Origin of the sequence: Streptomyces sp. CB01580 (assembly GCF_001905795.1) — a bacterium.
Lineage (GTDB): Bacteria > Actinomycetota > Actinomycetes > Streptomycetales > Streptomycetaceae > Streptomyces.
This window is the reverse complement of the sequence record NZ_LIXJ01000006.1, coordinates 232,950-253,014: the sequence shown is the minus strand read 5'-3', so window position 1 is coordinate 253,014 and position 20,065 is coordinate 232,950. Positions and strand designations below refer to the sequence as shown.

Below are 20,065 nucleotides of genomic sequence, written 5' to 3'. Positions count from 1 at the left end.
GACCGGGACTTCCAGTCACACCCCGGCCCGCGCGGGCCCGTTCGAGTGCCGGGGTCCGAGCCGCCCACGCGAGCCGTTCGCCTCGCCGGCCCCGCGTTCGTCTTCGTCTCGGCGCACCATCGGCGAGGCGGTTTTTCGTGCGGTGCGACCACTCGCGGCCGACGCACCGCTGCCTACTGTTCCCTCACTCGGCGGCGGGGTGCCGCTTCTTCGGAGGTGACCATGGTCAGCGCCACAGGCACGGACACGAGAAGCAGAAGGACGCGCGGGACCCGGCCCGCGGCGGCGATGGTCACGGTGCTCGGCCTGGTCGCCACCGCGGCCGCGTGCGGCGGTGGTCCGGCCTCCGGGGGCGGCGGTTCCACGGTGGTGTTCGCGGTCGCCGCCGATCCCGGCACCCTCAGCCCCACCACGGCGCTGGCCACCACCGCACTGTCGATGAACACTTTCGCGTACGACACGCTCGTGCACGTCGCCGCCGACGGCACGGTGGTCCCCGGCGTCGCCGAGAAGTGGTCCGCCACGGCCACCTCGGCACGGTTCACCATCCGTCCCGGCGTGACCTGCGAGGACGGGTCGCCGCTCACCGCGGACGACGTGGCCGCCGAGTACAACCACATCGCCGACCCGGAGAACCAGTCGCCGATGCTGGGCCTGTCCGTTCCCGTCACCGCCGCGGCGAAGGCCGACAGGGCGACGCGGACCGTCACCGTCACCACGACGAGACCCGCTCCGTTCATTGTGGAGATGACCCGGATGCTGCCGCTGCTGTGCCGGAAGAGCCTGGCCGCACCGGCCGCTCTGGCCAGGGCGACCAACGCCAGCGGACCGTACCGGCTGACCGAGGCCGTCCCCGGCGACCACTACACGTACGTCAGACGGGACGGGTACACGTGGGGGCCCCGCGGGTCCACCGGGAAGGACCTCCCCGGCAAGGTCGTGTTCAAGGTGGTCCCCAACGAGTCGACCGCCGCCAACCTCCTGATGTCCGGTCAGATCCACGGGGCCGTGATCAACGGCGCCGACCAGGACCGGCTGGACGCCGCGAAGGTGAGGAACCGGAGCTTCGAGGCGCTGTTCGGGCAGTTGCTGTTCAACCAGGCCGCCGGCCGCCCGGGCGCCGACCCGGCGGTGCGCAGGGCCCTGGTCTCGGTACTGGACCTGAAGGAGCTCAGGAACGTCGCCACCGGGGGCAAGGGCGAGCCCGCCACCGCCATCGGCGAAACCGTGCCCACGCCCTGCACCGGCGACACCGTCACCGGGAACCTGCCCGCCCATGACCCCGAGCGGGCCGCCGCCGCGCTCACCGCGGCGGGCTGGACGAAGGACGCCGGCACCTGGACCAAGGCCGGAAAGCCGCTCACCGTCGGACTCAGCTACGCGACCAACCAGGGACCGCAGGTCGCCTCGGCCGTCGAACTCGCCGTCCAGCGGTGGACGTCCTTCGGGGTGAGGGCGACGGCGAAGCCCATCGGCTCCTCCAGCATCAGCGGCACCCTGGCCGGCGGTGACTGGGACCTGGCCTGGGCCCCCATCGGAGTCACCCTCCCGGACCAGCTCACCCAGTTCTACGACGGGCCCCCGCCCCCGAAGGGCAACAACTTCGGCTCCCTCACCAACCCCGACTACCGCCGACTCGCCGCCCTGGCAGCGGCCAGGCCCGGTGTCGACGGCTGCGCCCTGTGGGAGGCGGCCGACGCCGCCCTCGTCAAGAACGTCGACATCGTCCCGTTCGCCGCCCGGCCGATCCGCTACTACGCCAAGGGCATCACCTTCGAGGTCGACGGCAGCGGGGTCATTCCCAGCACCCTGCGACGGGGCGACGGCCGATGACCGCGCTCACCCCGAACCCACTCCGTGCGACGGTCCGCGGCCCCTGGGCCGGATTCGTCCTGCGCCGCACCCGGCGACTCGTGGTGTCACTGGCCGCGCTGGTCACCGCGGCGTTCGCGATGATCCACCTGATTCCCGGCGATCCGGTCCGGGCGGCCCTCGGTCCAACCGCCGACCCGGCGCTGATCGAGGCCCGCAGGCACTCGCTCGGCCTGGACGAGTCCCTGCCGAAACAGTTCGGCGACTTCGTCGGCCATCTCTTCCAGGGCCGGCTCGGGGACTCGATCGGCGCCCAGATGCCCGTCTCCGAGATCATCGCGGGCCGGCTCCCGGCGACGCTGCAGATCGCCGTGCCCGCCTTCGCGCTGATCCTGCTGATCGCCGTCCCGGTCGGGATGACGGCCGCGGTGCTGACCAAGGACGGCCGCCGACGACGGGGTGAGCTCGCTTTCACCGGTATCACCGGTCTTCTGGGCGCCGTGCCCGAATTCCTGCTGGCCGTCGGCCTGATCGCCGCGTTCGCCGTGACGTGGCCGCTCTTCCCGGTGGCCTCCCGCGCCGGCCTGGACTCCTACGTGCTGCCGGTGCTGGCGCTCGCCGTCGTCCCGGCGGCGACCCTGTCGCGCATCGTCCGGGTGGAGACCCTGCGGGTGCTCGGGGAGGACTACATGCGGACCGCCCGCGCCAAACGGCTCCCGGCCCGGCTGCGCTACCTGCGCCACGCCCTGCCCAACCTGCTGACCTCCTCGCTCACCCTCGGCGGCCTGCTGTTCAGCTCGCTGCTCGCCGGCACCGTACTGGTCGAGAACGTCTTCGCCTGGCCCGGCCTCGGCACCACGATCGTCCAGGCGATCACCGAGAAGGACTATCCGCTGGTCCAGGGCGTCGTGCTGGTCTACGGCGCGGCCGCGCTGCTCATCACCTTCGTCGTCGACATGGCCGTGGCCGTCGCCGACCCCCAGTCCACCGTGCGCGGGAGCTGATGATGCGTCAAGGTCATGAAACCTCGCTGCGGCGCCGGCTCGGGCGCACGCTCCGAACGCCGATCGGCGTGACCGCGCTGACCGCCTGTCTGCTCCTGGTGGCGGTCGCCGTGCTGGGGCCGGTCCTGTTCGGCGACCGGGCGGCACGGATCGACACGGACGCGATCAACCAGGGAAGCAGTGCCGCACATCTGCTGGGCACCGACCAGCTCGGGCGCGACATCGCGGCCCGGGTGGTCGTGGCGACCCGGCAGACCCTGCGGCTCACCCTGCTGGCCGCCGCTGTCGGGGTCGGCGGCGGACTGCTGCTCGGTGTCGCCCCGACGGTGACGGGCCGACGGCTCGGCCGGCTGATCACGGCGACCGTGGGCGTGCTGGTGGCCTTCCCGGGGCTGCTGTTCCTGCTCTTCCTCGCCACGATCTTCGGCGTGGGCAGCACCGGTGCGGTGCTCGCCGTGGGGCTGGCCATGGTCCCGCCCGTGGCACGGCTGGTACAGAACCTGACGGCGTCGGTCGCGGGCTCGGACTACGTCGCCGCGGCCCGGATCCTGGGAGTGGGCCGGTTCAGGCTGGTCGTGCGCCATCTGCTTCCCAACATCGCCGAACCGTCGGTGCTGTTCGCCACCCAGGCGATGAGCGGCATCCTCGTCGCGTTCTCCGGACTCTCCTTCCTCGGTCTGGGCGTGCAACCGCCCGAGTACGACTGGGGACGGCTGCTGAACGAGCAGTTGAACCGCGTCTACGTCAACCCGGTGGCCGCTCTGGCGCCCGGTGCGGCCGTGGTCCTGACCGGGCTGGTGTTCGCCCTGGTCGGCGAGGTGCTCGCACATGCGGGCGGTCGACGGGCACCACAGCGCGAGGATCCGGAGCCGCGGCGGAACGACATGCCGGCCCCGACGGTTCCCGACGAGGACGGGAGCCTGGTCAGCGCCCGCGACCTGCGGGTGACGTTCCCCGGCGGCCGACAGGCCGTGCGCGGCATCTCGTTGGACATCCGCGCGGGCGAGGCCGTCGGGCTGGTCGGCGAGTCGGGCTCGGGCAAGAGCCTGAGCGCGCTGGCCCTGGCCGACCTGGTGCCCCACCCCGGACAGGTCCGCGCGCGCACGCTCCGCTTCGACGGACACGACCTGCGGACGGAACCGAAACCGGGCACGGAACTCGCCATGGTCTTCCAGGACCCCATGGCCTCGCTCAACCCCGCCCTGCGTGTCGGCCGCCAGCTCGCCGAAGTGGCCGAGGTGCACCTCGGGGCGAGCCGCGCCCAGGCCGCGGCACGCGCCGTCGACCGGCTCGGCGCCGTCCGGATCCCGGAGCCGGAACGACGCGCCCGGCAACGGCCGCACGAGTACTCCGGAGGAATGCGGCAACGGGCCGTCATCGCCATGGGCCTGATGGGGGAACCGAAGCTGGTCGTCGCCGACGAACCGACCACGGCGCTCGACGTGTCCGTCCAGCGACAGGTGCTCGACCTGCTCGCGGAGGTGCGCGAGGACTCCGGCGCCGCGCTGCTGCTGATCTCCCACGACCTCGCCGTGGTCTCCCAGGTCTGCGAACGGATCCTGGTCATGTACGGCGGTCTGATCGTCGAGGAACTCCCGGTCTCCGCACTGGAGGCGGGAGCGGCCCACCCCTACACCCGGGCCCTGGTGGGGGCCGTCCCGACCATGACCACCGAACCCGGCACGGACCTGGTGACCATTCCCGGCCGCCCGCCGGAGCCGGGGGAGACCGGCCCCGGCTGCCCCTTCGCGCCGCGCTGCGCACGCGTCCGGGAACGCTGCCGCACCGACGCCCCCGCACTGGCCACGACCGGACCGGACCGCAAGGTCGCCTGCTGGTACCCCGTGGACGGGGTCACGGCCAGGGCCCCCGCCCGCACCACCGGCCGAGAATCGGAGACGACGTCATGAGCTCGCTCGAACTGCGCGGCATCACCGTGCGCTACGGCCGCTTCACCGCGGTGGAGGGCGTCGACCTGCTGGTGCCGGACGGATCGGTGACCGGACTCGTCGGCGGGTCCGGATCGGGGAAATCGACCCTCGGAAAGGCCGTCGTGGGCCTGGCACCGGTCCGGTCGGGCAGGGTCCTGGTCGACGGGAACGACGTCGTGCACCGCCGCGGGCGCGCCCTGGTGCAACTGGTGTTCCAGAACCCGTACGCCTCGCTCGACCCGCGCATGACCATCGGCGCCTCCGTCGCCGAGGCACTGCCCCGCACCGAACGGCCGCGCGGCACGCCGGCCCGCGCCCGCCGTGCCGCACGCGACGCGGAGGTGGCCCGCTGCCTGGAACTCGTCGGCATCGACCCGGCGCGGGCCGCGCTGACCCCGGACGCGCTCTCCGGCGGTCAGCGCCAGCGGGTGGCCCTGGCCAGGGCGCTCGCCGCCCGGCCCGGCGTGCTGATCGCGGACGAGATCACCTCGGCCCTCGACGTGTCCGTCCAGGGCGCGGTGCTCAATCTGCTGCGCGGCCTCCAGCGCGAACTGGGCTTCGCGATGCTCTTCATCTCCCACGACCTCGCGGTCGTCCGCCACCTGTCCGACCAGGTCGCCGTGATGGACGGCGGACTCCTCGTCGAACGCGGCCCCGCCGAGCGGGTGCTGGAAGACCCCGAACACCCCACGACCCGCGACCTCATCTCCTGCGTACCGACCCTTGCCCTCGCCGAGGAGGCGCCATGACCCGGCCACTGACCATCGACGACCTGTACCGCTTCGAGATCCCCGGCGACCCCGCGCTGTCCCCCGACGGCCACCGCGTCGTCTACACCCTGACCACCCAGGACGCCGCGAACGACCGCGTCGTCCGGTCCCTGTGGGAGGTGCGCGCCGACGGCGGCCCGGCCCGGCGCCTCACCCACGGCCCCGCGGACACCGCGCCGCGCTGGTCCCCGGACGGGACGACACTGGCGTTCCTGCGCGAGGGACGGCTGCACCTGCTCCCCGCCGACGGGGGAGAGGCCACGCCGCTCACCGCGCCCGGCCGGTGCCCGGCCGGAGCGGGCACACCGGTGTGGAGCCCCGACGGATCACGGATCGCGTTCTCGGCCCCCGCCACCCGGCGCGAGGACACCGCGCCCGTCGTCGTCGACACCCTCGGCTGGAAGGCGGACGGCGCCGGCCTGATCGGATCGGTCCGGACCCGGCTGTTCGTGGTGGACGTGGCATCGGGCGAGGTCGAACCGGTGACGGAGGCCGACCGCAACGCCGGCACCCCCGCCTGGTCGCCCGACGGAACCCGACTCGCCTATCCGGCGCAGAGCGGGCCGGACGCCGCCGCGCTCGGCGCCTCGGCCGCCCATGTCGTGGAGATCGGCGCGGGCGGTGGCGAACCCCGCCGCATCGGCCCGGCCGGTGGCCTCGCCGGACCGGTGGAGTGGTACCCGGACGGGTCCGCGCTGCTCGTCGTCGGCTGTGACACGTTCGCTGTCGGCCACGCCCGGCTGCTGCGTCAGCCCCTGGACGGGTCCGCCCCGGTGCCGGTGGACGGCGACCTCGACCGCAACGTCATGGGGGGCGGCCCCGGATACCCCGGAGCCCGGCCGCAGTTCCACCAGGACGCCGTCCTGTTCTGCGCCCGGGACCGGGGGGCCACCCGCCTGTACCGGGCGGGCGCGGACGGAATCACTGCCTCCCCCCTCCCGGCCGGAACCGGGATCAGCGGCTGCTCCCTCGCGCCGAAGGCCGGGCGGGCCGCCGTGGTGGCCACCGACGCGTCGAGCTTCGCCGAGATCGTCCTGATCGACCTGGACGCCTGGGAGCGAGGAGAACCCGGCGCCCGGCCCGTACGACTCACCGACCACATGGCGCGCGCACTGCCCGGCATCGCCCTCCACCCGGTCACCGAACGCGAGTTCACCATCGCGGACGGCACCGTGGTGCACGGCATGATCACCCGTGCCGCGACGACGCCCGCCGGCGGCCCCCTGCTGGTGGACGTGCACGGCGGCCCGCACAACGCCTGGGCGCCCCACTCCGACCCGGTCCACCTCTACCACCAGGAACTGGCCTCGCGGGGCTGGACGATCCTGACGCTGAACGTGCGCGGCAGCGACGGCTATGGCGAGGACTTCTACACCGCCGCGGTCGGCGCCTGGGGCGAGACGGACGAACAGGACGTCCTGCAACCGGTCGCCGCCCTCGTCGACGAGGGCCTCGTCGACCCGGATCGGATCGCGCTCACCGGCTACAGCTACGGCGGCTACCTCACCTGCTGGCTCTCCGCCCGCAGCGACCTGTTCGCCGCCGTCGTGCCGGGCGGCGTCCTGGTCGACCTGAGGAGCATGGCCGGCACCTCGGAGGAAGGACATCTGATCGCCGGCCACGAGATCGGCGACCCGCGACGGATGACGGAGCTCTCGCCGCTCAGCCACGCCGACGCGGTGCGCGCCCCCACCCTGATCCTGCACGGCGCGGCCGACGACACCTGCCCGGCCGGCCAGGCCGAGCAGTGGTTCCACGCGCTGCGCACCCGGGGCGTCCCGGTCCGGATGGTCCTGTACCCCGGCGGGTCGCACCTGTTCCTCCTGGACGGCCGGCCCTCGCACCGGGAGGACTACTCCCGTCGGCTGGTCGAATGGGTCACCACGCACACCGACCGCTGACCGCGCACGACGACGCCGCCACCCCCGACCGCCCCACCCAACGGAATCGGAGCCGAACATGACCGACACCACGGACACCGCCGACACCACCACCGACCTCTCCACCCACTGGACCGCCCGCCTCGCCGAACTGGCCGCCCGGCACTCCGTCCCCGGCGCGAGCCTGGGCATCCTGCACCGCGGCGAACTGGTCGCCGAGGCAGCCGTCGGCCTCGCCAACACCGAGGCCGGGATCGAGGCGACCACCGACACGCTGTTCCAGATCGGCTCGATCTCCAAGGTGTGGACCACCACCGTGGCCATGTCCCTGGTCGACGAGGGACTGCTCGAACTCGACGCCCCGCTCGTCTCCGTCCTGCCCGAACTGCGGCTCGCCGACGAGGAGCTGACCCAAGGGATGACGGTCCGTCACCTCATGACCCACACCAGCGGAATCGACGGCGACCTCTTCACCGACACCGGCCGGGGCGACGATTGCCTGGAGAAGTTCGCCGCACTGCTGGCCGACACCGCTCCCAATCACCCCCTCGGCGCCACCATGTCGTACTGCAACGCCGGTTTCACCCTGCTCGGCCGGGTGCTGGAAGTCGTCACCGGTGTGCAGTGGGACCGGCTCATGCGTGAACGCCTGTACGGCCCGCTGGGTCTGACGCACACCGTGACCCTGCCGGAGGACGTGCTGCGCTTCCGCGCCGCCGTCGGACACCTCGGCGAGCCTCCCGCCCAGGCCCCGCAGTGGGGGCTGATGCGTTCGGCGGGACCGGCCGGGCTGATCTGCTCGACGCCGCGCGAGGTGCTGAAGTTCGCCCGGCTGCACCGGGACGACGGCGTCACCGAGGACGGCACCAGGATCCTCTCGGCCGAGAGCGTCGCCGCCATGCAGACCCCGCAGGTGGAGCTCCCCGACCCGTACGTCCTGGCCCACTCCTGGGGGCTCGGCTGGTTCCTCGACACCTGGGACGGCCACCGGGTCCACGGACACGACGGCGGGACCATCGGGCAGAGCGCCTTCCTCCGGGTGCTCCCCGAGGCCGACCTGGCGATCTGCCTGCTCACCAACGGCGGTGACACCGGAAGTCTCTACCGCGACGTGTTCGCCGAGATCGCGCGGGACCTCGCCGGTGTCACCATGCGCCCCGGGATCGAGCCGGCCACGGGACCCGTGGCGGTGGACCCCGCCGACTACGTGGGCGTGTACCAGCGGCTCTCCAGCAGGCTGGAGATCGTGGAACGGGACGGCGGCCTGGTCATGTGCGACCGGATCACCGGACCGCTGGCCGAACTCGTCGACGAGACGGAGCGCGAGTACGACATGCACCCGGTCGAGCCGGGCCTGTTCGTGGTGCGGCGGCCGGGGCTCAAGTCGTGGTATCCGGTCGTGTTCTACGCCCTCGCCGACGGCACCCGCTACATCCACCACGGCGCCCGCGCCACGCCCAAGGTGGGCTGACGTGACCGCGATCGCCACCGCACTGGAGGCGCTGGAGTCCGGGCTGCCGGACCTGCTGGCCGACATCGGCGTACTGGTCCGCACCGAGTCGCCCAGCGCGGACGTGTCCGCCGTCACCGACTGCGCCCGGGTCGTCGCCGCTCTCGGCACCCGGCTCACCGCGACACCGCCCGAGTGGCTGGACGGCCCGGGGCGGCCCGCCCTGCGCTGGCGCTTCGGCTCGGGTGACCGGGTGCTGCTGCTCGGCCACTTCGACACGGTGTGGCCGGTGGGCTCCCTGGCCCGGCACCCCTTCGAGGTGGCGGGCGGGCGGCTGACCGGCCCCGGCTGCTTCGACATGAAGGCGGGCGTGGCGCAGCTGTTCCACGCCCTGTCCGTCCTCGACGACCTGGACGGAGTGTCGGTGCTGCTCACCGGCGACGAGGAGATCGGCGCCCCCACCTCCCGCGCCCTGATCGAGGCCGAGGCGCGCCGTACCCGGGCCGTGCTCGTCCTGGAGGCGAGCGAGCGGGGCGCGCTGAAAACGGCGCGCAAGGGCGTGTCCAGCTACGAACTGGGCATCGCCGGACGCGCCGCGCACGCCGGTCTGGAACCCCACCGGGGCGTCAACACCACCACCGAACTCGCCCACCAGGTCCTCGCGTTGTCCGCGCTCGCCGACCCGGCGACCGGCACCACCGTGACACCGACCGTCGCCACCTCGGGCACCACCCGCAACACCGTGCCCGACGCGGCCCGGCTGCTGGTCGACGTACGCGTCGCGACGGCCGCCGAGCAGGATCGGGTCGACCGGGCCGTCCACGCCCTCGCACCGGCGCTCCCGGGCGCCGCGCTCACCTTCTCCGGCGGCCCCGACCGGCCCCCGCTGCAACCGAGCGCGTCGGCGGAGCTGTTCGAACGCGCCCGGGTCCACTACGCGGACCTGGGGCTCGGTCCGCTGCGCGGAGTCGCTGTCGGAGGCGCCTCGGACGGCAACATCACCGCCGGTGCGGGCGCGCCCACCCTGGACGGCCTGGGCGCCGTGGGCGGCGGGGCGCACGCCGACGACGAACACGTCCTCGTCGCCGAACTCCCGCGCCGCACCGCCCTGGTGGCCTCACTGGTGGCCTCGCTCCTGCACGAGCCGCCGGCCGCCCCGGACCGGGTGGGACCGTGAGCGGGACCCGGGCGGCCGATGCGGCCGCCGCAGCCGGCCTGGCCGCACGGCGGGCCGGCGTGACCCTCTGTGAACTGCACGGGCTGGACGAGATGCGGGAGGCGTGCCGGGTACTCGACCGGGTCTGGCGGCCGGTGCCCGGAAACCCGCTGATCACCCCGGAACTGCTCCGGGTCTTCGCGCACTCCGGCAGCTATGTCGTCGGCGTCCACCGCGACGGCCGCATGATCGGGTTCTGCCTCGGCTTCCTGGCCACCGCCGGACTGCACTCGCACATCGCGGGGGTGGACGGCACCGCCCGGGGCCGCAACATCGGCTTCGCCGTCAAACTCCACCAACGGGCCTGGGCCCTGGCCCGCGGCATCAACACGATCACCTGGACCTTCGATCCGTTGATCAGCCGCAATGCCTATTTCAACCTGTCCAAACTGGGTGCCGCGCCCAGCGAGTACCTCGCCGACTTCTACGGGGCGATGCAGGACGAGGTGAACGCCGGGACCGAGACGGACCGGCTGATGGTCCACTGGGAACTGGCCGGCGACCGCGCCGTGGCCGCCGCCGCGGGTGCCCCCCGCCGCGTCGCCGTCGACGACGCGGGCGAGCACGCGGTCGTCGCCCTGGACGCCCGACCCGACGGCCGTCCCGCCGCCGGGCGCCGGGACGGCGACACCGTCCTGGTCCGGATCCCCACCGAGGCCGAGGCGCTTCGCCGCACCGCCCCGTCGCTGGCCCGCGAGTGGCGGTACGCGCTGCGCGAGGTGCTCGGCGGCCTGATGGCCCAGGGATACACCGTCACCGGATTCACCCGGGACGGCTGGTACGTGATCGACAGACGTCAGGAGAAGCAGGGATGAAGCTCGTCGGTGTGGAACTGCGCCGGATCGCGATGCCGCTGGTCGCACCGTTCCGGACCTCGTTCGCCACCATGGACACCCGGGAGATCCTGCTGGTCAGGGTCGAGACCGAGCACCACGAGGGATACGGCGAATGCGTCACGATGGCCGATCCGCTCTACTCCTCGGAGTACACGGCGGGCGCGGCGGACGTGCTGCGCGGTCATCTCGTGCCCGCACTCGCCGCCCTGCCGCACCTCGACCCCTGGGCGGTCGCCCCGGCACTGGCCCCGTTCAAGGGCCACCGGATGGCCAAGTCCGCGCTGGAGACCGCGGTGCTGGACGCCTGGCTGCGGGCCCACGGCCTGTCCATGGGCCAGTGGCTGGGCGCGACCGCGGACCGGGTGCCCGCCGGGGTGTCGGTCGGGATCATGGACTCGATCCCCGCCCTGCTCGACGCCGTCGACGGCTACCTGGCCGAGGGCTATCTCCGGATCAAGCTGAAGATCGAACCCGGCTGGGACGTGGAGCCCGTGCGCGCGGTCCGGGAACGCTTCGGCGACGACGTGCTCCTCCAGGTGGACGCCAACACCGCGTACACCCTCGCCGACGCCGGGCAACTGGCCCGGCTCGACCCGTACGGACTGCTGCTCATCGAACAGCCCCTGGACGAGGAGGACGTACGCGGCCACGCCGCCCTCGCCGCCCGGGTGCGCACCCCCATCTGCCTGGACGAGTCCATCGTCTCCGCCCGCTCGGCGGCCGACGCCATCGCCATGGGCGCCTGTTCGGTCGTCAACATCAAACCGGGACGGGTCGGCGGCTACCTGGAGGCCCGGCGGATCCACGACGTGTGCGCCGCGCACGGTGTCCCGGTGTGGTGCGGCGGCATGCTGGAGACCGGCCTGGGGCGGGCCGCCAACGTCGCCCTCGCCGCCCTGCCCGGCTTCACCCTGCCCGGCGACACCTCCGCCTCCGACCGGTACTACCGCACCGACATCACCGAGCCGTTCGTACTGAGGGACGGCCGTCTCGACGTGCCCCGCGCACCCGGGATCGGCCTCTCCCCGATCCCCGAGCGGCTGGCCGAGGTGACCGAATCGACGGAATGGATCGGCCGATGACCACACCGTGGCCCGGCCCCCGCCGGACACCCTGCTGCCCCGGATTCCGCCGGGGCGCCGTGCCCCGGAAGCGCCCGGGGCGCCGAGACCGGCACGGCCACGCGCCGCGTTCGTCCGACGGGCCCGGCGGCGACCGTGCGGCCGAAGCGACGCCCCGGGCCCGCGCGGCCCGCGGGCGGGTCCGGTGACCGGGCGGGTGGGGGAGCCGCCCGCGAACATGTCCCGCTCGTCTACCGTGTGACGATGACGGAGCAGCCGCGGGCCGTGCTCGGCCGGATCCTCGACGATCTGGGATCGACGCTGATCGATGTGGTGGCGGGGGAGGCCGACCCCTCCACCGCCGTCACCGGGGTGCTCATCCAGGACCCGCTGGACGAACCGGCCGGGCTGCCCGGATCGGTGGTGCTCGGGGTCGGGGTGTACGGCGCCGGGGCCGTCGCGGCCCTCGTCGAACGGGCCGCCGGGCTCGGCGCGGTGGCCGTGGTGGTGCGTTCCCCGGTCCCGGTCGCCGGACCCGTGGCGGAGGCCGCCGACCGCACCGGCGTGACCGTCCTCGGCCTGACCCCCGGCGCGTCCTGGGCCCAGGTCGCCGCCCTGCTGCGGTCGTTGCTCGCCACCGACGAACTGGGCACCGTGGGCGGCCCCGACGCCACGGGCGGCGCCGAACCGCTCGCGGGTGACCTGTTCGCCCTGGCCAACGCGACCGCCGCCCTGCTGGACGGGCCCGTCACCGTGGAGGACCGGGGCGGACGGGTGCTGGCCTTCTCCAGCCGCCAGGACGAGGGCGACGACGCCAGGATCGCGACCGTCCTCGACCGCCAGGTGCCCGCCGAGAACCTGCGCGCCCTGGAACGACGCGGCGCCTTCCGGGCCCTCTACCGCAAGGAGGAACCCGTCTACGTGACCGGTGTCTCCGATAAACCCCGGGTCGCGACCGCCGTCCGGGCGGGCGGCGAGATCCTCGGTTCGATCTGGGTCGTGGTCGACGGCCCCTTGGGCGAGGACCGCACCCAGGCCCTCCAGGAGGCGGCGAAGGTGGCCGCGCTGCACCTGCTGCGCCACCGCGCGGGCGAGGACGCCGAACGGCGGCTGCGCGCGGACCTGCTGGCCACCGTTCTGGAGGGCGGGTTGCACGCTCCGCAGGCCGCCGCGCGGCTGGGGCTGTCCGCCCAGCCCGCCTGCGTGCTGGCGCTCCGGGTGACCGGCGAGCCGTCCGCCCCCGACCGGGTGGCCGCCGGCCACCGCGTCGCCGAGGCCCTCGCCCTGCACCTGGCCGCGATCCACCCCCGCACGGCCACGGCGTCGTTGGGAGGCGTCACCTACGCGGTCCTGCCCACGCGTTCGGACGAGGACGCCCTGCGGGCGGCCGAGGCGTTCCTCGGCCGCGTGGGCGACCGGGTGCCCGCGGTCATCGGCGTCGGGCGGCTCGCCGTCCGCCCGGCGGACCTGCGCCGCTCCCGCGCCGACGCGGACCGGGCGCTGCGCGTCCTCGGCTCCGGTCGCTCGCGGCGCCGGTCCGCCCGCCTCAAGGACGTCCATGCCGCTTCTCTCCTGGAGGAGTTGAGGGAACGGCTCGCCGCCGAGGACGACATCCCCGACGGGCCGGTCGTCCGGCTGCGCGCCTACGACGCCCGGCACCACACCGCCCTCACGGACACCCTGGACGCGTGGCTGGACACCTTCGGCGACGTGCCCGCCGCCGCGGCGGCCGTCCACGTCCACCCCAACACCTTCCGCTACCGGCTCAAGCGGCTGGCCGAGGTGGCGGGCATCGATCTCGACGACCCGGAGGCCAGGTTCGAGGCGATGCTGCATCTGAGGCTGGATCCGCCGCACCCCTGACGCGGACCGCGCGGCCGATGCCGCCGGAACCGGCGCCCCGCCGCGGTGACACGCGGATCCGTCAGGACGGTGCGGGCGACGCGGGGATGGCAGAGTGCTCGCAGCAGCCGGACACGCCGGGCACGGTGCCCGCCATCGGTGCGTTCCGTCGCCCGCGCGTCCGGCGGCCTCGGTATCCGCATGTCGACGATGGGACAGATGCCATGCCTCTCCAGGGCGAGTACGAGCCGAGCCCCGAGAAGTGGGTCCGCGATCAGGTCGAGCTGTTCGAGAGCTCCGGCGGGACGGACGGAACCACCATGCGCGGCCTGCCGGTGGTCATCCTGACCACCCGCGGGGCCAGGAGCGGGAAGATCCGCAAGACCCCGCTCATGCGGGTCGAGTATGAGGGGATGTACGCAGTGGTCGCCTCGCGGGGCGGCGCCCCCAGTCATCCCGTCTGGTACCACAACGTCGTGGCCGATCCCCGGGTGGAGCTCCAGGACGGCCCGGTCCGGCAGGACATGAACGCCCGTGAGGCCACCGGCGAGGAGAAGGCGTTGTGGTGGCGGCGCGCGGTGGACGCCTTCCCCGACTATGCCGATTACCAGCGCAGGACCGAACGCCAGATCCCGGTCATCGTCCTGGAACCGGCGACCGAGCAGCACTGACGACCGCCGCGGGGAGGCGCGGCGAACGCTCCGGCGCCTCCCCGCGCGCCGCCCGCGCGGTCATCCCGCGGGCGCGCCGACGGCCCGGGCCGGAGCCGTGCCCCTGCGGGTCGCCGCCCACAGGAGGAGGGCGAGCGCGCTGATCGCGGCGCCGAGCGCGCACACCGCACCCCATCCGGCCATCCCGTACACGGCCGTCGAGGCGACGGCGCCGGTGGCGCTGCCCACGGAGTAGAAGACCATGTAGCCGCCGATCAGACGGCTGCCCGCGTCGGGGCGGGCCGCGTAGATCATGCTCTGGTTGGTGACGTGGACGGCCTGGACGGCGAGATCGAGGAGCACCGCCCCGATCACCAGGGCCCACAGCGAATGCCGGACGAGGGCCAGGGGCAGCCACGACACGGTGAGCAGCGCCAGCGCGACGCCGGTCGTCCACCCGGCGAGACCGCGGTCGTGCAGCCGCCCGGCCGGTGCCGCCGCGAGCGCGCCCGCCGCCCCGGCGAGCCCGAACGCGCCGATCGCGGTGTGCGACAGCGACAGCGGCGGCTCGCTCAACGGGAGTGCGACGCAGCTCCACAGCGTGCTGAAGGCGGCGAAGACCAGCAGGGCGAGCAGGGCCCGGACCCGGAGCAGGCGTTCCTCCACGAACAGCAGCAGCGTGGAACGCAGCAGCCGCGCGTACCGCATCTGGGCGGGAGGGGTCGGCCGGCGCGGCAGCACGCGGAACAGGGCCAGGGCGAGGACGGAGGTCAGGGCGGCCGGGACGAGATACACCGATCGCCAGCCCGCCAGGTCGGCCAGCGCACCGGAGACCGTACGGGCGAGGAGGATGCCGATCACGATTCCGCTGGTGACCAGGCCGACCGTGCGACCGCGCCGGTCCGGGGCGGACAGTGACGCGGCGAAGGCCACGAGGGTCTGGGTCACCACCGCGAGGAAGCCCACCCCGGCCAGGGCGGCGAGCAGGACCGGTGCCGTGGACGCCGTGCCGGTCGCGATGAGCGCCGCCGCCAGCTGGGTCACCACCAGGAGCCTCCGGTCGAGCAGGTCGCCCAGCGGCACGAGCAGGAACAGCCCGAGACCGTATCCGACCTGGGTCAGCATGACGACGACGCCCACGGTGGCCGCGCCGATCCCGAACTCCCGGCCCAGCGTGGCCAGAAGGGGCTGCGCGAAGTACACATTGGCCACCGCCGTCCCCGACGCGGCGGCGAACAGCAGCGTCGTGCCCCCGGAGAGGGCGCGCGCCGGTGCCGCCCCGCCCGTCCCGGTCGTACGCACCGGGCGGGGCGTACGCGTACGGCGGTGCGATGCTCCACGGGGCGCGCCCGGTGCGCGCCCGCCGGGGAGCGGCGGGCCCCCTCTCCCGGACGGCCCGTCCAGCCTGCGGGCGGCGCGCCGGACGCGTGCCGTGTCCGGTCAGGAGGTCAGCTTTCCGGGCAGCCAGCCGAGCTGCACGGCCTTCTGGAACGGCCCGCCGCCCTCGTGGTCGTTGAAGTCGTACACCTCGATGGCCTTGTCCGGGTGGGCGTAGGCGTTGTAGGCGGCGAAGACGGTCGACGGCGGGCAGGTCATGTCCTCCAGGGCCGTCGAGAACAGCGCGGGCGCCCGTCCGCGCGCGGCGAAGTGCACCCCGTCGAAGTAGGAGAGAGTGGTCCTCACCCGCTCGGCCCGGCCCCGGTGCGTCTTGAGGTAGTTGCCCACCTCGCGGTACGGATTGCGGTCGGTGACGGTCAGCGCGCGGGGGAAGTCGCACAGGAACGGGACGTCCGGCGCGACCGCCGCCAGATCGGATATCAGCCCGCCGACGGCGAGCGCGATGCCGCCGCCCTGGCTCTCGCCGACGGCCGCGGTGCGCGCCGCGTCGGCCAGCGGATGCGACCGGGCCGCCTCCACCGCCCGCACCGCGTCGGTGAACACGCGCCGGTAGTAGTAGGAGTGCGGGTCCTCGATGCCCCGGGTCATGAAGCCGGGGAAGGCGGGTGCGCTGCCCACCGGGTCGGGGGTGTCGCCGGCCATCCAGCCGCTGCCCTGGCCCCGGGTGTCCATCACGAAGTGGGCGAACCCGGCCGAAGCCCAGAGCAGATGGGTGTGCGGCAGGCCCCGCCCGCCGCCGTAGCCGATGAACTCGACGACCACGGGGAGCGGCCGCGTGGTACCGGCGGGGAGCACGAACCAGCCCTTCACCGGGTGACCGCCGAAGCCCGCGAACGTCACGTCGTACACGTCGACCGTCCTCAGCCCCGTGTCCGCGCACCGCTCGAACCGGGCGCCGAGCTCGTACGACCGTGCTTCGTCGAGCGTCTTCGACCAGAACGCGTCGAAGTCCGCCGGCTCCACCGACCGGCTGCGGTGGTCGCGCAGCTCCTCGACGGGCAGATCGAACAGGGACATGAGGAACCGCCTTCGTCACGGGGGGTGAGTGATCACCCATGGATTGTCGGTCACACCGTACGGGCACGGCGGAGCGGCGGCGACGGGCGCCCTTGCGCGCGCAGGAAGTCGCCCCAGCCCCTTGACGGTTGCCGCTCCGGAGTCGACGGCCGCTACCGGCTCCACCCCGTGGAGTGGAACGTCGGCGAGGTCGCCGGGGCTCTCGCCGCGCACTGCGTCGCCGAGGGGCGTCGAACCCCGGCAGGCCCAGGGGGAGGACGAGCGGTACGAGACCTTCGCCCGGATCCTGGACCGCGACGGCGTGCAGCGGCACCGGCCCGACGTACGGGGCTATTGACGTGCTGCGTCCACCGACGGACCGCGCGGTGAAAATGCTTTGCCCGCGGACCGGGTGCCTGCGACGCTCCGTGCCATGTCCGACAACCACGCAAGCGATTCCCGTCAGGTCGAGTCCCTCTTCTCGCACGGCCGTCTGACCGCGATCCCGCGTAGGACGGCCCGCCGCGAACAACTGCTGACGCACCTCGCGGAGAGGTTCTTCGAGCGCGACCGGAGCTATACCGAACGGGAGGTCGACGAGGCGTTGTCGACGGTGCACGAGGACTGTGCGGCGCTGCGCCGGTATCTGGTGGTCTCCGGGCTGCTGGTCCGGCCCAGGGACGGCAGCAGCTACCGGCGCGGCAGGTAGGACGCGCACCGCGTCCGCCTCCGCCCGGCCGCCCTCCGGGACCGGGGACGGGGCCCGCGTCCACGGGGTGCGGCGGGCCGTGCCGCGGCCGTGTGCTGAACTGTCCGCGGCACATCGGACTCAGGAGCACCTTGTGAGCAGTTACCGGCACCCCGGCGTGGTCTTCACCGACCGTCGTTTCACGGTCCCGCTCGACCACGCGGACCCGGGCGGCGAACAGATCGAGATCTTCGGCCGGGAGGCCGTGGCGAGCGGCAGCGCCGGGGAGGAGCTGCCCTGGCTGGTTTATCTGGAGGGCGGTCCCGGTTTCGGCGCCCGGCGCTTCGTCGGCACGGAGGCATGGCTGGGCCGGGCCCTGCGGGAGTTCCGCGTACTGCTCCTCGACCAGCGCGGCACCGGCCTGTCCACCCCGGCCAACCGGCAGACCCTGCCGTTGCGCGGCGGCCCGCGCGAGCAGGCCGACCATCTCGCGCACTTCCGGGCCGACGCCATCGTGCGCGACTGCGAGCTGATCCGGACCCGGCTGACCGGCATCGAGCCGTGGACGGTCCTCGGCCAGTCCTTCGGCGGCTTCTGCGCCGTCCGCTATCTGTCGGCCGCCCCCGAGGGGCTGAAGGCCGTCCTCATCACCGGCGGACTGCCCTCCCTCGACGCCCACGCCGACGACGTCTACCGGGCCGCCTATCCGCGGGTCGAGCGCAAGGTCGCCGCCCACTACGCCCGCTATCCGCAGGACGTCGAGCGTGCCCGGCGGATCACCGCCCACCTCGCGGAACACCGCCCCGAGAGCGCCGGGCACCGGCTGACGCCCGAAGGATTCCAGTCGCTCGGCATCATGCTGGGAAGCGGCAACGGCAGCCACCAGCTGCACTACCTCCTGGAGAACGCCTTCGTCCGCACCCCGCACGGAACCGAACTCTCCGACACCTTCCAGGAGGCCGTGCGCGCGGCCACCTCGTTCGCCGGGCATCCGCTGTACGCACTGATGCACGAGGCGATCTACGCGCAGGACGAACGCCCCACCGCCTGGTCCGCCGAGCGGGTGCGCGCCGAATTCCCGCAGTTCGACGCGGTCGCCGCGCTGGAGGGCGACGGCCCGGTCCTGTTCACCGGGGAGACCATCCACCCCTGGCACTTCGAGGTCGACCCGGCGCTGCGTCCGCTGCGCGAGACCGCCCATCTGCTGGCCGACCGCACCGACTGGGCACCGCTTTACGCCCCCGAGCGCCTGGCCGTCAACGAGGTGCCGGTCGCCGCCGCCGTCTACCACGACGACATGTACGTCGACACCGGGCACGCGCTGCGGACGGCGGAGGCGATCCGCGGGCTGCGCACCTGGGTCACGAACGAGTACGAGCACGACGGGCTGCGCGCCGGGGGCCCGCGGGTCCTCGACCGGCTGCTGGCCCTCGTCCGGGACGAGGTCTGACCCGTCGGCACGAGCGCAGGGGGTCGGTCACGCGCTCGCGCGGCCGGCCCCCGTGCGCCGGGTGCGGCGTGGGTCAGCCCTGGAGGGCCCGCAGCGTCGCGTCCAGGTCCGTGGCGGGGCGCGGGGCGCGGTTGTGCGGCAGCTTCGACAGGGCCGCCGCCATGCCGCAGGTGTTGGTCACGGCCGAGAAGACCAGCCCGGCGCCGACACCGGCGGAGATCCAGCGCGCGGCCGGGAAGCGCAGGCCCGTCAGCAGCCCCGCCACCACGAGGGAACCCGCGGCGAGCCGGACCTGACGTTCCATCGGCCAGGTCGTCCGGGCGCCGGCGGGCCGGTCGAGCGCACGGCCCTCGTTCTCCCAGCCCGACGTCCCGCCCGACAGGGTCGTGGCGTCGACATCGGCCGCCGCGAGGATGTCGCAGGCCCGGGTCGAGCGGACGCCGGAGGCGCACACCATGAGCAGCGGACCGCGGGCGGCGGCCGACTTGAGTGCGGGCACCGCCTCGGGGAGGCGGTCCAGCGGGATGTTCAGCGCGCCGGGGACGTGCCCGGAGGCGTACTCGCCGGGGGCCCGCACGTCGACGACGGTGAACTCCGCGAGCCGGGCCGCGGCCTGGGCGGGGGAGAGGGAGGCGGTGCTGGTCACGAACAGTTTTCCTTTCGTCCACCGGGAACACGGAGGGACTCGGCCCATCCGTCCCCATTCAGGTTAGAATACCCCTTGGGGTATCAGAGGAGGGTGTGTGCAACTCGACATCGCGGCCGACGAACTGAAGTCGGTCCTCAATCGCCTTCGTCGCGCTCAGGGGCAGCTGGCGGCGATCATCCGGATGATCGAGGAGGGCCGGGACTGCGAGGACGTGATCACGCAGATGGCGGCCGTGTCCCGGGCGCTCGACCGCGCCGGTTTCGCGATCATCGCCACCGGGCTCCAGCAGTGCCTGGCCGACGGCGGGAGCGAGCCGGCGGACCGGGACCAGATGCGGGCGCGGCTGGAGAAGCTCTTCCTCTCGCTGGCCTGAACCGGCCGCCGGGGGAGCGTCCCGGTGGCCGGACCGTTCCCAGGAGCCAAGCGACTGCT

The 20,065-nt window shown here is 73.7% G+C and carries 17 protein-coding genes and 1 pseudogene; 15 read left to right on the top strand and 3 right to left on the bottom strand.

Features of this window, described 5'->3' with window-relative positions; genetic code table 11:
• Window positions 1-222 precede the first annotated feature (222 nt).
• The 11 genes from AMK22_RS12665 (at window position 223) to AMK22_RS12620 (ending at window position 14,473) form a co-directional block, all read left to right on the top strand.
• Window positions 223-1,833, top strand: a complete 1,611-nt coding sequence (locus tag AMK22_RS12665; protein ID WP_242433945.1) for an ABC transporter substrate-binding protein — start codon at window positions 223-225, stop codon at window positions 1,831-1,833.
• Entirely contained in the window at window positions 1,830-2,816 is a 987-nt protein-coding gene (locus AMK22_RS12660; RefSeq protein ID WP_073784377.1) for an ABC transporter permease, read from the top strand. The genes AMK22_RS12665 and AMK22_RS12660 overlap by 4 nt, the downstream gene beginning before the upstream one ends.
• 68 nt (window positions 2,817-2,884) lie before the next feature.
• Window positions 2,885-4,726 (top strand): dipeptide/oligopeptide/nickel ABC transporter permease/ATP-binding protein, encoded by a 1,842-nt coding sequence (locus tag AMK22_RS12655; protein ID WP_242433944.1) that lies wholly within the window; start codon window positions 2,885-2,887, stop codon window positions 4,724-4,726.
• Window positions 4,723-5,496 carry an ABC transporter ATP-binding protein gene (locus tag AMK22_RS12650; protein WP_073784373.1) on the top strand — a complete coding sequence of 258 codons (774 nt, stop codon included), beginning with the start codon at window positions 4,723-4,725 and terminating at the stop codon, window positions 5,494-5,496. The genes AMK22_RS12655 and AMK22_RS12650 overlap by 4 nt, the downstream gene beginning before the upstream one ends.
• On the top strand, window positions 5,493-7,418 hold the full coding sequence (locus AMK22_RS38330; protein ID WP_107430538.1) for a S9 family peptidase: 1,926 nt from the start codon (window positions 5,493-5,495) through the stop codon (window positions 7,416-7,418). Before AMK22_RS12650 ends, AMK22_RS38330 begins: the two co-directional genes overlap by 4 nt.
• Before the next feature lie 58 nt (window positions 7,419-7,476).
• Complete coding sequence (locus AMK22_RS38325) at window positions 7,477-8,868, top strand: serine hydrolase domain-containing protein (RefSeq protein ID WP_107430537.1); 1,392 nt, start codon at window positions 7,477-7,479, stop codon at window positions 8,866-8,868.
• A 1-nt stretch (window position 8,869) separates the two neighbouring features.
• Entirely contained in the window at window positions 8,870-10,024 is a 1,155-nt protein-coding gene (locus AMK22_RS12640) for a M20 family metallopeptidase (protein WP_242433943.1), read from the top strand.
• On the top strand, window positions 10,021-10,878 hold the full coding sequence (locus AMK22_RS12635) for a GNAT family N-acetyltransferase (RefSeq protein WP_073784372.1): 858 nt from the start codon (window positions 10,021-10,023) through the stop codon (window positions 10,876-10,878). The genes AMK22_RS12640 and AMK22_RS12635 overlap by 4 nt, the downstream gene beginning before the upstream one ends.
• A complete protein-coding gene (menC, locus tag AMK22_RS12630; protein WP_073784370.1) occupies window positions 10,875-11,981 on the top strand; it encodes an o-succinylbenzoate synthase in 1,107 nt (368 codons plus the stop codon). Before AMK22_RS12635 ends, menC begins: the two co-directional genes overlap by 4 nt.
• 243 nt (window positions 11,982-12,224) lie before the next feature.
• Window positions 12,225-13,823 (top strand): helix-turn-helix domain-containing protein, encoded by a 1,599-nt coding sequence (locus tag AMK22_RS12625; protein WP_073784487.1) that lies wholly within the window; start codon window positions 12,225-12,227, stop codon window positions 13,821-13,823.
• 203 nt (window positions 13,824-14,026) lie between these two features.
• Complete coding sequence (locus tag AMK22_RS12620; RefSeq protein ID WP_073784368.1) at window positions 14,027-14,473, top strand: nitroreductase family deazaflavin-dependent oxidoreductase; 447 nt, start codon at window positions 14,027-14,029, stop codon at window positions 14,471-14,473.
• A 60-nt stretch (window positions 14,474-14,533) separates the two neighbouring features.
• On the opposite strand, the gene AMK22_RS12615 is transcribed toward AMK22_RS12620, so the two are convergent.
• Window positions 14,534-15,754 carry an MFS transporter gene (locus AMK22_RS12615; protein ID WP_073784366.1) on the bottom strand — a complete coding sequence of 407 codons (1,221 nt, stop codon included), beginning with the start codon at window positions 15,752-15,754 and terminating at the stop codon, window positions 14,534-14,536.
• Window positions 15,755-15,892: 138 nt separating this feature from the next.
• The gene (locus AMK22_RS12610; RefSeq protein WP_073784364.1) at window positions 15,893-16,867 is read right to left on the bottom strand and encodes an acetylxylan esterase; all 975 of its coding nucleotides are present in this window, start codon (window positions 16,865-16,867) and stop codon (window positions 15,893-15,895) included.
• A gap of 144 nt (window positions 16,868-17,011) precedes the next feature.
• Between AMK22_RS12610 and AMK22_RS12605 the strand changes: the two are divergent.
• The 3 genes and pseudogenes from AMK22_RS12605 to AMK22_RS12595 form a co-directional block, all read left to right on the top strand.
• Window positions 17,012-17,204: pseudogene (locus AMK22_RS12605) on the top strand (FAD-dependent oxidoreductase); the annotation flags it as partial.
• 75 nt (window positions 17,205-17,279) lie between these two features.
• Entirely contained in the window at window positions 17,280-17,555 is a 276-nt protein-coding gene (locus tag AMK22_RS12600) for a DUF2087 domain-containing protein (RefSeq protein WP_073784361.1), read from the top strand.
• Window positions 17,556-17,688: 133 nt separating this feature from the next.
• Window positions 17,689-18,984: an alpha/beta fold hydrolase gene (locus AMK22_RS12595; RefSeq protein WP_073784360.1), complete on the top strand. Its 1,296-nt coding sequence runs from the start codon at window positions 17,689-17,691 to the stop codon at window positions 18,982-18,984.
• A gap of 73 nt (window positions 18,985-19,057) precedes the next feature.
• On the opposite strand, the gene AMK22_RS12590 is transcribed toward AMK22_RS12595, so the two are convergent.
• Window positions 19,058-19,630, bottom strand: a complete 573-nt coding sequence (locus AMK22_RS12590; protein WP_073784358.1) for a rhodanese-like domain-containing protein — start codon at window positions 19,628-19,630, stop codon at window positions 19,058-19,060.
• 97 nt (window positions 19,631-19,727) lie between these two features.
• On the opposite strand from AMK22_RS12590, the gene AMK22_RS12585 reads away from it, so the two are divergent.
• Complete coding sequence (locus AMK22_RS12585) at window positions 19,728-20,006, top strand: metal-sensitive transcriptional regulator (RefSeq protein WP_073784356.1); 279 nt, start codon at window positions 19,728-19,730, stop codon at window positions 20,004-20,006.
• The last annotated feature ends 59 nt before the right edge of the window (window positions 20,007-20,065 follow it).